At 59.7% G+C, this 12,890-nt stretch carries 9 protein-coding genes; 4 read left to right on the top strand and 5 right to left on the bottom strand.

Features of this window, described 5'->3' with window-relative positions:
* The first annotated feature begins 12 nt into the window (after positions 1-12).
* Positions 13-786 (top strand): slipin family protein, encoded by a 774-nt coding sequence (locus NBG89_RS20530; protein ID WP_431323972.1) that lies wholly within the window; start codon positions 13-15, stop codon positions 784-786.
* 85 nt (positions 787-871) lie between these two features.
* Here the strand turns inward: NBG89_RS20530 and NBG89_RS20525 are convergent, their stop codons facing one another.
* From NBG89_RS20525 to paaG, 4 genes are all read right to left on the bottom strand, one after another.
* Positions 872-1,468, bottom strand: a complete 597-nt coding sequence (locus NBG89_RS20525; protein WP_431323971.1) for a TetR/AcrR family transcriptional regulator — start codon at positions 1,466-1,468, stop codon at positions 872-874.
* Positions 1,469-1,576: 108 nt separating this feature from the next.
* Positions 1,577-2,887 carry a phenylacetate--CoA ligase PaaK gene (paaK, locus tag NBG89_RS20520; RefSeq protein ID WP_431323970.1) on the bottom strand — a complete coding sequence of 437 codons (1,311 nt, stop codon included), beginning with the start codon at positions 2,885-2,887 and terminating at the stop codon, positions 1,577-1,579.
* 33 nt (positions 2,888-2,920) lie between these two features.
* A complete protein-coding gene (gene paaI / locus NBG89_RS20515; RefSeq protein WP_431323969.1) occupies positions 2,921-3,370 on the bottom strand; it encodes a hydroxyphenylacetyl-CoA thioesterase PaaI in 450 nt (149 codons plus the stop codon).
* Positions 3,367-4,161: a 2-(1,2-epoxy-1,2-dihydrophenyl)acetyl-CoA isomerase PaaG gene (gene paaG / locus NBG89_RS20510; RefSeq protein WP_431323968.1), complete on the bottom strand. Its 795-nt coding sequence runs from the start codon at positions 4,159-4,161 to the stop codon at positions 3,367-3,369. The genes paaI and paaG overlap by 4 nt, the downstream gene beginning before the upstream one ends.
* 101 nt (positions 4,162-4,262) lie before the next feature.
* Between paaG and paaN the strand changes: the two genes are divergently transcribed.
* Positions 4,263-5,936: a phenylacetic acid degradation protein PaaN gene (paaN, locus tag NBG89_RS20505; RefSeq protein WP_431323967.1), complete on the top strand. Its 1,674-nt coding sequence runs from the start codon at positions 4,263-4,265 to the stop codon at positions 5,934-5,936.
* Positions 5,937-5,997: 61 nt separating this feature from the next.
* Positions 5,998-8,055 (top strand): 3-hydroxyacyl-CoA dehydrogenase NAD-binding domain-containing protein, encoded by a 2,058-nt coding sequence (locus NBG89_RS20500; protein WP_431323966.1) that lies wholly within the window; start codon positions 5,998-6,000, stop codon positions 8,053-8,055.
* A 234-nt stretch (positions 8,056-8,289) separates the two neighbouring features.
* Here NBG89_RS20500 and NBG89_RS20495 read toward each other — a convergent pair whose 3' ends face one another.
* The gene (locus NBG89_RS20495) at positions 8,290-11,928 is read right to left on the bottom strand and encodes a hydantoinase B/oxoprolinase family protein (RefSeq protein WP_431323965.1); all 3,639 of its coding nucleotides are present in this window, start codon (positions 11,926-11,928) and stop codon (positions 8,290-8,292) included.
* Positions 11,929-12,017: 89 nt separating this feature from the next.
* Between NBG89_RS20495 and NBG89_RS20490 the strand changes: the two genes are divergently transcribed.
* Positions 12,018-12,539, top strand: coding sequence for a winged helix DNA-binding protein (locus NBG89_RS20490; RefSeq protein WP_431323964.1), 522 nt, complete (start codon positions 12,018-12,020; stop codon positions 12,537-12,539).
* Positions 12,540-12,890 lie beyond the last annotated feature (351 nt).

Genomic DNA, 12,890 nt, shown 5'->3' with positions numbered 1-12,890 from the left:
GGAGAAGACGTCATGGCCATGTTTGCAGATCTTGCCTTTTATCTTGTAGCGATCCTAATCTTGCTCGTCATCATTGCATCCGCGGTCAAGATTCTGCGGGAATACGAACGCGGCGTCGTTTTTACGCTTGGCCGCTTCACCGGCGTCAAGGGACCTGGCCTGATACTCCTCGTCCCCTACGTCCAGCAGATGATACGGGTAGATTTGCGCACGCGCGTACTCGATGTCCCCAGCCAGGACGTTATCTCTCATGATAATGTCTCGGTCCGCGTCAGCGCCGTGATCTACTTCAGGGTCATCGATCCCGAGAAGTCGACGATACAGGTCGAGGACTTCATGATGGCGACAAGTCAGCTTGCCCAGACGACGTTGCGCTCGGTACTCGGCAAGCACGACCTCGATGAGATGCTGGCAGAACGCGACAGGCTCAACCTGGACATTCAGGAGATCCTTGATGCTCAAACGGATGCCTGGGGCATCAAAGTCGCCACTGTCGAGATCAAGCATGTCGATATCAACGAATCGATGATCCGCGCAATTGCCCGCCAAGCGGAAGCCGAACGCGAGCGCCGGGCAAAGGTCATCAATGCCGAGGGAGAACAGCAGGCGGCTGCAAAGCTCCTCGAGGCGGCCGAAATACTCGCAAGGCAGCCAGAGGCCATGCAACTTCGTTACTTGAGCACCTTGAACGTCATCGCCAGCGAGAAGAGCTCAACCATCTTGTTCCCGTTTCCGATGGAACTCGGCAATCTCATATCCGCCAAATCGAAACAGCCGACCGTCTAGGCTCGTCACCGTCCGTCATCACTCTCTATGACCGTGATCTGTCGGATAGCGCCCCGCCGGCACCAAGCGTGATAACGCCATGCGCTCAGCGCACCGCCTTGACGCCCTCGAGGATCAGAGTGGTGGCGATGTCGGCATATTCGTCGCGGCTGACCGGACCGCCGGGACGAAACCACATGTAGACCCAGTTCATCATGCCGAAGAGCGACATGGTCACCGGCATCAGCAGTGGTTTGTTCGCATTGAGATCCGGATTGATCTCGATGATGGTGTTGGAGAAACGCTTGACGATCCGGCGTTCGATGGCCCGCAGCTCGTCGAGCTGTTCGGGGGAAAGGGCGCTGGTGCCGTTTAGCTGCACCTTGTGCTCATTGTCGGCGCCGCGATAGTTTTCCAGTACCTGGCGCACGAGGAGCTTCAATCTTTCCTGAGGAGAGATCCCGGGTTTATCCGCGGCAGCAACGGCAGCTTCCAGTTCCTCGAGATGGTTGCGAATGATGTCGAAGATCAGGGCATCCTTGCTCGGATAATAATGGTAGAGCAGGGCTTTGGAAACGTTGCTGCGCGAGGCGATATGAGCCATGGAGGCTTTCTCCATCCCCATCTCGGCAAAGACGGCAGCGGCGCTGCTCAGGAGGCTGCGTTGTTTCTCTTCAAAGTCGATCGCGCGCGTTCGTGCCATATGATCCTGTGTTCCTGTTCTTCCTCCGCGCCCTCCACGCGACGAGCTCGTGACAGCTCCTGAATTTATGCTTCCCGGAATGATCGCCATGCCGGGAAGCAATCGCTTTCATTGCTTTGGTCGGTTGTCGACGACCCGTTTTGCCTTGCCCTCGGACCGTGCGACTCCACCCGGGTCGCGAATCTCGATCTTTGTGGTAACACCAACGACGCTCTTGATGTAGTGGGCAAGGGATTTTGCCGAGGAGGCGCGAGCAGTTTCGTCGGCGGCCTCAGGCGTACACTCGACATGGACGGTCATCTGGTCCATCCGGCCGGACCGGCTGAGCTCGATCTGGAAATGCGGCGCAAGCCCCTGACACTTCAGGATCTGCTCCTCGATCTGGGTCGGGAAGACGTTGACGCCGCGAAGGATCATCATGTCGTCGCAACGGCCGGTGATCTTTTCGATGCGCCGCATGGAGCGTGCCGTGCCAGGCAGCAGGCGCGTCAGATCGCGGGTGCGGTAACGGATGATCGGCAGGCCTTCCTTGGTCAGTGTGGTGAAGACCAGTTCGCCCATTTCTCCATCGGGAAGAACCTCACCCGTCGCCGGATCGATGATCTCCGGATAAAAGTGGTCTTCCCAGATATGCAATCCGTCCTTGGTCTCGACGCACTCACTGGCGACGCCTGGGCCCATCACTTCCGAGAGGCCATAGATATCGACCGCATGCATGTCGAACGACTGCTCGATTTCCTGGCGCATCGCATTTGTCCAAGGTTCGGCTCCGAAGATGCCGACCGCCAGCGAGCTTTCTCGCGGGTCGATCCCCTGCCTGCGGAACTCGTCGAGGATCGAGAGCATGTAGGAGGGGGTGACCATGATGATGCGCGGCCTGAAATCCTCAATCAACGTGACCTGCCGCTCTGTCATGCCACCCGACATCGGTACGACAGTGCAGCCGAGCCGCTCGGCGCCGTAATGGGCGCCAAGGCCACCGGTAAAGAGTCCATAGCCGTAGGCGACATGCACCATGTCGCCAGGACGGCCGCCGGCGGCCCGGATCGAGCGCGCCACCATATCGGCCCAGGTGTCGATATCCTTCCGGGTGTAACCAACGACAGTCGGTTTGCCTGTCGTGCCCGAAGACCCATGAATGCGCACCAGTTTTTCCCGCGGTACGGCAAACATGCCGAACGGATAGGTATCACGCAGATCCTTCTTCGTCGTGAAGGGGAATTTCGCCAAATCGGCCAGCGACTTCAGATCCGAGGGATGAACGCCTGCCTCGTCAAATCGCGCACCGTAGAAGGGCGAGTTCTCGTAGGCGTGGCTTAGCGACCATTTCATCCGCTCAAGCTGAAGCGCAGCAATCTCGTCGCGCGAGGCGGTCTCGATTGCGTCGAGATCGCCGGGGCGGGGTGATAGGTCTTCCATGTCTGTCTCCTCCGAAACGAATGACCGGCAGCTTCACGCCTTTTCCGGCAAAAGGGTGCCCTTGACGGTGCGCGAGTGGCCGCGAAATTCGGCTATGTGGTCGCCGTTCTGATTGGTCACGTTGATATCGTAGATGCCGCCGCGTCCGCGCCGCGAGACCTCGCGCGCGGAAGCTGTCAACCGGTCGCCGACAAAGGCCGGTGCAATATAGGTTACCGAGCAGTGCTGCCCGACGGTCCGCTCGTTGTAGGTGTTGCAGGCAAAGGCGAAGGCCGAGTCGGCCAGCATAAAGATATAGCCGCCATGGCAGGTTCCGTGACCGTTGGTCATCTCCGGCTTGATGACCATGGAGATGACAGCCAGCCCGGGCGCCACGCGCTCCATGACCATGCCGAGGTGACGGGTGGCGTTATCCTCGCGCCACATGGTATCCGCGCAGGCATTGGCAAGCTCCTGCGCCGTCTGTACGATCCTGTCGGTCATTGTCCCTTGAACTCCGGCTTGCGCTTTTCCAGGAACGCGGCCACGCCCTCGGCGTAGTCCGCGCTGCGTCCGGCCTCGCGCTGTAGATCGCGTTCAAGCTCGAGCTGTTCGTCCAGTGAGTTGGTCGCCGCGGCCTGAATGGCACGCTTGGTCATGCCGAGGCCTTTAGTCGGTCCGGCCGCGAGTTTCGTGACAAGAGCCTTGGCCTCGGCAAGAAGTGCCGCATCGTCGACCGCCTTCCAGATCAGGCCCCAGCTTGCCGCCGTTTCCGCGTCCAGAGGCTCGGCTGTCAGTGCCAGCGCTTTGGCGCGCGCTTCACCAAGCAGCCTGGGCAGGCTCCAGGTGCCGCCGGAATCAGGTACCAGCCCGATCTTGGCAAAGGCCTGAATGAAACGCGCAGAGCGCGCGGCCAATGTGATGTCGCAGGCAAGCGCGATATTGGCGCCGGCCCCTGCGGCAACGCCGTTGACGGCACAGATGACCGGCTTTTCCAGTGTCCTGATCAGACGGATCAGCGGATTGTAGAAAAGCTCGATCGTGCGTCCAAGGTCCGGGGTCGCCCCACCCTTGCGCGGATCGCGATCGCCCAAATCCTGTCCGGCACAGAAGCCACGACCAGCACCGGTCAGGAGCACCGCCCGCACGGACGCATCCTGATGCGCACGCTCGAAGCCGGCGCGCAGCGCCAGATGCATCTCTTCGTTGAAGGCATTGAGCTTGTCGGGACGGTTGAGGGTCAGAGTAAGAACGCCATCGGCGAACGCCGATAGGACGGTGTCGGATTCGGACATGTTTCCTCCAGTTCCGCCAGGATCGGGCGGTTCATGAAAAAACTCTTGCATAAACCGACCGGCCGGTCAATTATAAATCTACAGCATGAGAGGAACATGTGATGGATGCCCTTTTCGACCGCCACCAGCCGACACTTGCCGCAGCTCTGCAGGCAGTGCAAGAACGCGGCTATTGGTCGGCCTACCCGGAAATCCCGAGCGGCAAGATCTACGGCGAAACCGCCAAGGATGACGGTCTCGCATCCTATAACGCCCGGCTCGGCAAGCGCTTCGACATGCCCGGTCATCCCGCTACAACGCGGCTCGGTGCCGAAATTTCGCCGTTCGGTCCGACCCTCGGCATCACCTATCCGGCCGCCGATGCCCGCACCCTGATTGCTGCCTCGCGGGCTGCGGCACCTCTATGGGCGGCCGCCCCGGTCGAGACACGGGTTGGCATCTGCCTCGAAATTCTTGCCCGCCTCAATCGCATCAGCTTCGAAATAGCGAACGCCGTTATGCATACGACGGGACAGGCTTTTGCCATGGCCTTTCAGGCTGGCGGACCGCATGCGCAGGATCGTGGCCTTGAGGCCGTTGCCTATGCTTTTTCGGAAATGACCCGCACACCCGGCCAGGCTGTCTGGACCAAACCGCAGGGAAGAGCCGAGCCGATCGTTCTCGAAAAGCACTGGCGGATCGTACCGCGTGGCGTCTCGCTGGTGATCGGCTGCCAGACTTTCCCGACATGGAACAGCTATCCCGGCCTGTTTGCCAGCCTTGCAACGGGCAATACGGTCATCGTCAAACCACATCCGGGCGCGATCCTGCCGTTGGCGATCACCGTTTCGGTTATCCGCCAAGTGCTTACTGAAGAGGGATTTGACGCCAATATCGCGCTTCTGGCAGCCGATGCATCGGGGGCTGAAATCACCTGCGATCTCGTTTTGAACGATGCGGTATCGATCATCGATTACACGGGCTCGAACAGCTTCGGCGATTGGGTGCGTCGACATGCCGGAGACGCTCAAATCTATACGGAAGAGGCCGGCGTCAATTCGATCGCCGTCGCTGCCACCGACGACTTCACAGGCATGTGCGCCAACATCGCCTTCTCGCTGTCGCTCTACAGCGGCCAGATGTGCACTGCGCCGCAAAACATCTACGTCCCCAGGAGCGGCATTAAGACGAACCACGGTCTCAAGAGCTTTGACGAGGTTGCAGTGGGCATTGTTGCGGCAATCGACGCATTGCTTGCCGATACGGCGCGCGCCGCCGGCATCTGCGGCGCGATCGCCAATCCGGCAACCATGACCCGGATCGAGGCTGCTCGTGGCCTCGGAAAGATCATTCGCGATTCCGCCCCGATCAACACAGGCGATCAGCGAACGGCAACGCCCCTTGTTCTTGTGGTCGATTCCGACAACACGAATGCGCACGAGGAAGAGCGCTTCGGTCCGATCGCCTTTATCGTCGGCGTTGCGGATGCCGCCGACGGTATCGAAAAGGCGGCAACCCTTGCCCACCGCAAGGGTGCCATCACGGCGGCGCTCTACGACACCGACGAAGGCCGCGTTGATGCTGCCGTGGATGCTTTTGCCAAAGCTGGCGTCAACCTTTCGATCAATCTGACGGGCGGCATCTTCGTCAACCAAAGTGCTGCGTTCAGCGATTTCCATGTCACGGGCGCCAACCCGGCAGGCAGTGCCAGCCTGACCGATACCGCCTTCGTGGCGAACCGATTCCGCACCGTCATGTGGCGCCGCCCGAAAGCGCCCGACCGGATTACAGCGTAGGGGCCAGCGCCGGACCTGATCGCCGATTAAGCATTCGCGAGCCTACCTGGGGAGATGACATATGACCGTCACCATCGAGCGCAACGGCGACATTGCCGTCGTCACCATTGACAACCCGCCTGTGAACGCCTTGTCGCAAGCGGTGCGGCAGGATCTGTGGAATGCGGTCGAGACGCTGGATACCGATCCCTCGGTGCGCGCAGTCGTGCTGATCTGCGAGGGGCGAACGTTCATTGCCGGTGCCGATGTCAACGAATTCGGCAAGCCGCCGATGCCCCCTCACCTTCCCGATCTTGTCGCCCGTATCGAAACAGCGACCAAACCATGGCTGGCTGCAATTCATGGCAGTGCGCTCGGTGGCGGGTTCGAGGTGGCGCTCGGCTGCCGTTTTCGCGTAGCCGTATCATCGGCAAGCGTCGGCTTGCCCGAGGTCCGGCTCGGCCTCGTTCCGGGTGCTGGGGGCACCGTGCGCCTTCCGCGGCTGATTGGAGCGGCGCTCGCCACGGAGATGGTCACAACAGGCGCACCGATGGCCGCGCCGAAGGCTCGGTCGCAAGGGCTGATCGACGCCATCATCGAGGGGGATCTGGAAAAGGGGGCGATCGACTTTGCACGCGCGGCTGCGGATCAATCGCTTCCACTCCCACTCCACCAACGAAGCCTACCAGTCGTTGGCGCAACATTCTGGGAAACAACCGAGAAGGCCGTTGCTGGTCGCGCCAAGCGCGAGGACGCGCCCCTTCGGGCGCTCGAATGCGTCCGCAAGGCGACCGAGGCGGATTTCGAGACTGCAATGGCCTTCGAGCGCCAGACGTTTCTCGACCTGCGCGGCTCACCCCAAGCTTGCGCCTTGCGCCATGTTTTCTTCGCAGAGCGTAGCGCGCCACGTCCCCCCGAGCTTGCAGGTATTGAACCACGCTCGATCCGTTCTGCCGCGGTCATAGGCGGCGGCACCATGGGAGCAGGGATTGCCGCAGCCCTTCGCGATGCGGGCCTGCCCGTCACGCTCGTGGAACGCGACGAAGTGGCGGTCGAGCGGGGGCTATCGAACCTACGTTCGATTTTTGAAAGCTCCGTCAAGCGCGGCAGAATCACGTCCGAAACAGCTGCCGAACGTCTCTCCGGTATCATCGGTACGACCGACTACGGGCTTCTTGCTCGAGTGGACCTCGTCATCGAAGCCGTGTTTGAAGATCTCGACGTAAAGCGTGAAGTCTTCGGCAAGCTTTCAACATCCTGTCGTTCCGATGCCGTGCTCGCGACGAACACCTCCTACCTCGATCCCGAGCAGATAGCGGCCGGCATCAAGCACCCGGAACGCTTTCTCGGGTTGCATTTCTTCAGCCCGGCTCACGTCATGCAGCTGCTGGAGCTCGTGCCGACCGCTCAAACCACTGCCATAACACTTGCGACAGGTTTCGCGCTCGCCCGCATGCTGAAGAAGATTCCGGTGCGCGCCGGCATCTGCGATGGCTTTATCGGGAACCGGATCCTGAAAGTCACCCGCGCACAGGCCGAGCGCCTGTTGCTATCAGGCGCGACACCACGGGCGGTCGACGCGGCCATGCGTGCCTTTGGCCTTCCGATGGGCCCGTTCGAGGCGCAGGACCTCGGCGGCCTTGACATTGCCGCTTTCCAGCGCAGGGCGGCGCGCGCCCGCGGCGAAACCCCCTTCGCGCCGATCGCGGACCGGCTTTGCACGCTGGAACGCCTTGGGCAGAAAAGCGGCGGCGGCTGGTACGACTACGCGAAGGGCGAGCGCACTCCTCAGCCCTCGGAAACCGTCGCCGGCATTATTGCCGAGGAAGCCCGGGAAACATCGCAGCGAGAGTGGGATGAAGCCAGCATCATCGACTGCATCGCCCTACCGATGGTCAACGAGGCCGCGAAGATCCTGCGCGAGAAGGTCGCGCTAAGAGCTGTGGACATCGACCTCGTGGAAATCCATGGATATGGCTTCCCGCGCTGGCGCGGTGGTCTGATGTATTATGCTGAAGAGCGCGGACTTGCTCGCGTTGTTGCAGCACTTGAAACATTGGCCGCCGAAGACCTCGCCGAACCGCCGTCTGATCTGCTGCTCCGGAGCGCAGAAAGTGGTCAATTCGTGTCCAGGGACTAATGCCAGGCACTATGGCGCGCGTAGATATGCTTCGAACCTACGTCACTCCCTAGCGGAATATCCCGTTTTTCGCGAGGTCCGGGATGATCTTGTATTCGCCGTGATCGGTTTTGATCGAGCAGGCTTCGAGGGCTATGGCAACGTCTGGGGCTTGGTATCGAACCTGGCCGGTTTTCAGCCGGCTGGCGAAGTATCGCCATGTAGGCAACGACACGCTTGAGATCCGTTGGCCTATCACGGCAAGGGCGTGCCGAAGCCGCCCGCGGTCGGCGTTTTAATCGTTACGGCTTCGCCCGCTTCCAGGATTGTCTGATCGCTCGCCCTTAATGTATCAACACGTCCATCCAGACGTCGAACCGTCGTGGATCCGGCTTCCCCGTCGTGACCACCATGGCAGCCCTTAGGCGGCCGGTTGCGGTGAGATGACAGGATTGCGCATTCCATACGTTCGAGAAAACGGATCGTCCGTTTTGTGCCATCGCCAGCGTTCCAGCTTCCTCTGCCCCCCGAGCCTTCCCTGATATGAAAGTCTTCGAGCAAGACCGGGAAGCGAAGCTCAAGTACTTCGGGATCCGTTAGCCGGGAATTGGTCATGTGGGTATGAACGCCGGACGTCCCGCCAAAGGCGCGACCGCTGTTCATCTGGCCCGCCGGCGATCCCGAGCAGATCGTTTCGTAGTATTGATAACGATCATTGCCGAAGGTTAGATTGTTCATTGTCCCCTGGGCGTTGGCCATCGCTCCCATCGCCCCGAAAAGCGCGTTCGTAACGTGCTGCGAGGTCTCGACGTTACCGGCCACGACAGCGGCTGGATAAGCGGGCTTCAGCATGCAGCCGTCCGGAATGACGATCCTGATCGGCCTGAGGCAGCCGGCGTTCATCGGGATATTATCCTCGACCATCACGCGAAAAGCGTAAAGCACGGCAGCTCGTGTTACGGGTTCCGGAGCATTGAAATTGTTCTTCTCGACTTTTGATGTGCCGGTGAAATCGACCGTCGCCTCGCGCTTTTCCCGGTCGATCGTAATCCTGACCTTGATAGTCTGGCCGGTGTCGGTCGGATAATTGTATTCAGAAGCGTCAGGGAGGCGTTCGAGGACGCGGCGCACGCTCTCTGCCGCGTTATCCTGGACATGCCCCATATAAGCCTCAACGACGGAAAGCCCGAAATGAGCAACCATCTTGCGCAGTTCTGCAACCCCCTTCTCGTTCGAGGCGATCTGCGCCTTGATGTCACCGATGTTCTGTTGCGGATTGCGGGCAGGATACGGATGTCTGGTCAAGAGATCGTGTAACTGCCTCTCGCAAAACTCACCGCGATCGACGAGTTTGAAGTTGTCGAAGAGAATTCCCTCCTCGTCGACCGTCGTTGCAAGTGGCGTCATGGACCCAGGCGCGGTTCCCCCGATATCGGCATGATGGCCGCGAGACGCGACATAAAACAATATGTCATGACCGATATCATCGAAGACAGGCGTCACAACGGTAATATCGGGCAAGTGAGTGCCGCCATTATAAGGCGCGTTCAATGCGAAAACGTCGCCGGGTCGAATATTGCCTTGGTTCAACTGGATGACGGCTTCCACGGATCGGTCCATTGACCCAAGATGCACCGGCATGTGTGGAGCGTTGGCAACCAAAGCCCCGGTACGATCAAAAACCGCACAGGAAAAATCGAGGCGCTCCTTTATGTTCACGGAGTAGGCGGTGTTTTGGAGCGTCACGCCCATCTGCTCTGCGATTGACATGAAGAGATTGTTGAAGACCTCCAGCATGATCGGATCCGCATTCGTTCCCAGCGCTGCGGGATTTCGCTTCTTCTCGGTCCTGCGCAGCAACACATGGTCTTTGGCGGTGATCGCCGCTTGCCAGCCTGGCTCCACGACAATCGTCTGATTGGCTTCAATGATCAGTGCTGGGCCGGTAATCATGGCTCCTGGCGACAGATCGACGCGCCGGAAGACGCCCGCATCCTGCCATGAGCCATCAACGAAGATACGCCGGCTCTCGTCTGCAATTACAACCCTGCGATCCACCACTTGGTCGTTTTCCTCATGCGTGGCGCTGCTCTTGTCCGTGCCTTCAACACCCACAGAATCGACCACGATTGCCTTTCCATCATAGATGAATCCGAACTGCGCTTTATGCGCGCGTTCGAAATTTCTTCTTGCGCCATCGATGGATCCATCTTCGAAATTCACCGGCAGCGTTGTATCCGTTCCGTCATAGCGTACGTGCAAAACAGGCTTGAAATCGATTGCACCTCTCGCAATTCCCTGGGCCGCGAGGTCGCCAGCGACTTGGCTGCTTAGCGAAGCGATCAGTTCATCAATTGCTGGCTTGGCCTGATCGGATACGGGCTTCAGGAGCGCTTGCTGGCGGGAGGCAAAGACCGATGACAGGCCCATGCCATAAGCCGACAATAACCCCGAGTATGGGTGGATGAGAACGGCCTGCATGCCAAGCGCGTCGGCAACGAGACAGGCATGTTGGCCACCAGCACCGCCGAAGCAGTTCAGCAGGTAGCCAGTGACGTCGTAGCCACGCTGGACCGAGATCTTCTTGATTGCATTCGCCATGTTCTCGACGGCGATCCTGATGAAGCCCTCAGCCACGCTTTCAGACGTATGTTCGCCGCCGGCCTCGGCTGCAAGTATCTGAAATTTCTGACGGACAACAGCGGCATCCAGTGGCTCGTCCTGGCTCCGGCCAAAAATCGACGGAAATAGATCCGGCTGCAGCTTTCCCAGCATGACGTTTGCGTCGGTCACCGCCAAGTCGCCGCCCCGGCGATAACAGGCCGGTCCCGGATTGGCACCCGCAGAGTCCGGGCCGACGCGAAAACGGCCGGCCTCAAAGTGAAGGATCGAGCCACCACCGGCCGCGACCGTGTGGATTCGCATCATCGGCGCGCGCACCCGCACGCCCGCGACTTCGGTGTCAAACGCACGCTCGTATTCGCCGTCGTAGTGGGCCACGTCAGTGGACGTGCCGCCCATATCGAAACCGATGACTTTGTCGAAACCGGCAAGTTTTGCGGTTTCCACCATGCCGACCACGCCGCCCGCCGGACCCGACAGGAGGGCATCCTTGCCCTGAAACAGGTCAGCAGCAGTCAATCCGCCGGATGACATCATGAACTTCAGTCGCGGCGCACGATCTGTGGATTTGTCGATGCCGAGCTCCGCGGCAACCTGCTGTACGTAGCGCGACAGAATCGGGGAGAGGTACGCATCAACAACTGTCGTATCTCCTCGTCCCACGAGTTTGAGCAAGGGCGAAACCCGATGACTGACGGAGATCTGCGGAAATCCAATTGACTTGCAAAGTTCGGCAACCGCATCCTCGTGTCGCGGATACTTCCAGGAATGCATGAAGACGATGGCCACCGCATCGATACCGTCGGATTTGGCTGCCTCGATCCTATCCTTCACTGCCAAAAGGTCGAGCGGGAGTTCGATGGAGCCGTCCGCGCGAACGCGTTCATCCACTTCGATAACACGTTCATAGAGCTGCTCCGGCAGAACGATCTCCTTCGCGAAAATATCCGGCCGCGCCTGATAGGCGATACGCAGAGCGTCCCGAAAGCCCTTGGTGATGAGAAGAAGGACCCTGTCACCTTTGCGCTCAAGAAGCGCGTTCGTGGCCACCGTCGTCCCCATGCGGACATCGCCTATCAGCCGGAACGAGATGGCTTCTTGATCAGCGACACCGAGAAGGTCACGGATACCTTGGATGGCGGCGTCGCGATAAGCTTCCGGATTTTCCGACAGAAGCTTGCGTGGGTGGAGGCTGCCGTCAGGAGCGCGCCCGATCACATCCGTAAAGGTGCCACCACGATCGATCCAGAAATCCCAAGCACCATCCGTCATTTGCCGCACACCCTTGGTAGCCCTTCCTAAACAGCTTCAATTGCTGTAATTTGCCGATAAAATATCGACAAATTGTGAGTGATGCAAATATGAAAAGCGGCAAGCATTCCATCGGACCGGTCGTATCGGCGTCTCATCTTGCAGAAGGGGCGATGCCGGCGCTATCGGAGATGGAATTTGCATTGACGGTTGCGGGCAATGCATTTCAGCGATGGATCATCAGATGCATGGCAGCAGCAGGCGCGCCCGGCCTTCAGTCCACTGATGTGCTCATCCTGCACGCCGCCAATCACCGCAGCCGCGAAAAAACCCTCGCTGACATCGCTGTCATGTTCAACATCGAGGACACGCACATAGTGACCTATGCAGTGAAGAAGCTGCAATTACTTGGTTTGGTCGAAAGCGGTCGCCGCGGCAAGGAAAAGACCATACGGGTCACCGATGAAGGTGAGAGGATCTGCCGGCGCTACCATGAAGTGCGCGAAGCTCTTCTCGTCTCTGGAATGAAGTCCTTGGCAATTGATGAAGAGGCCGTGAGCCAGTTTGCAGGCCTGATGCGGCTTCTGTCTGGCCAATACGACCAGGCTGCGCGCGGCGCGGTCAGTCTGTAGGTGGCCGCTAGCTTGCCGGTCGGGGTCGGCCGGGTCGGTCCTCGCCCAGTCGTCGGACGCCGGGGCGAGCTTTCGGCAGGCCGGGCCTTGAAGGCAGCGTAGAGTGGCACTCTCGCCCAGCTCTTCGTGAAGGAACTCGTCACCCGCGCGCGAAGAGGCCCTTCTTAGCTCCGCAAGGCTACGACCGGCATCGATCGACGCCCAGTCCAGTGACTTCAGGCTCCTTTAGGACTTCAACTGCTAGCAATTGCCGCATTGAGGTTTGCGAGAATCTGCCGTAGAGCTTCTTGCCAACTTAGGAGGAGCAAAGGCTGCGATCGGTCGTGATTCCGAGATTGACAGGGTGGTTCG

The sequence above is a fragment of the Rhizobium sp. YTU87027 genome (genome assembly GCF_050644135.1).
Classification (GTDB): domain Bacteria; phylum Pseudomonadota; class Alphaproteobacteria; order Rhizobiales; family Rhizobiaceae; genus Rhizobium.
This window is presented reverse-complemented; position numbering and strand designations above follow the sequence as displayed.

What these genes read in the sequence shown, in the direction of transcription:
- NBG89_RS20495 (WP_431323965.1), bottom strand. Translation starts at nt 11,928, where the DNA reads ATGACGGATGGTGCTTGGGATTTCTGGATCGATCGTGGTGGCACCTTT.
- NBG89_RS20500 (WP_431323966.1), top strand. Translation starts at nt 5,998, where the DNA reads ATGACCGTCACCATCGAGCGCAACGGCGACATTGCCGTCGTCACCATT.
- paaG (WP_431323968.1), bottom strand. Translation starts at nt 4,161, where the DNA reads ATGTCCGAATCCGACACCGTCCTATCGGCGTTCGCCGATGGCGTTCTT.
- NBG89_RS20530 (WP_431323972.1), top strand. Translation starts at nt 13, where the DNA reads ATGGCCATGTTTGCAGATCTTGCCTTTTATCTTGTAGCGATCCTAATC.
- paaI (WP_431323969.1), bottom strand. Translation starts at nt 3,370, where the DNA reads ATGACCGACAGGATCGTACAGACGGCGCAGGAGCTTGCCAATGCCTGC.
- paaK (WP_431323970.1), bottom strand. Translation starts at nt 2,887, where the DNA reads ATGGAAGACCTATCACCCCGCCCCGGCGATCTCGACGCAATCGAGACC.
- paaN (WP_431323967.1), top strand. Translation starts at nt 4,263, where the DNA reads ATGGATGCCCTTTTCGACCGCCACCAGCCGACACTTGCCGCAGCTCTG.
- NBG89_RS20525 (WP_431323971.1), bottom strand. Translation starts at nt 1,468, where the DNA reads ATGGCACGAACGCGCGCGATCGACTTTGAAGAGAAACAACGCAGCCTC.
- NBG89_RS20490 (WP_431323964.1), top strand. Translation starts at nt 12,018, where the DNA reads ATGAAAAGCGGCAAGCATTCCATCGGACCGGTCGTATCGGCGTCTCAT.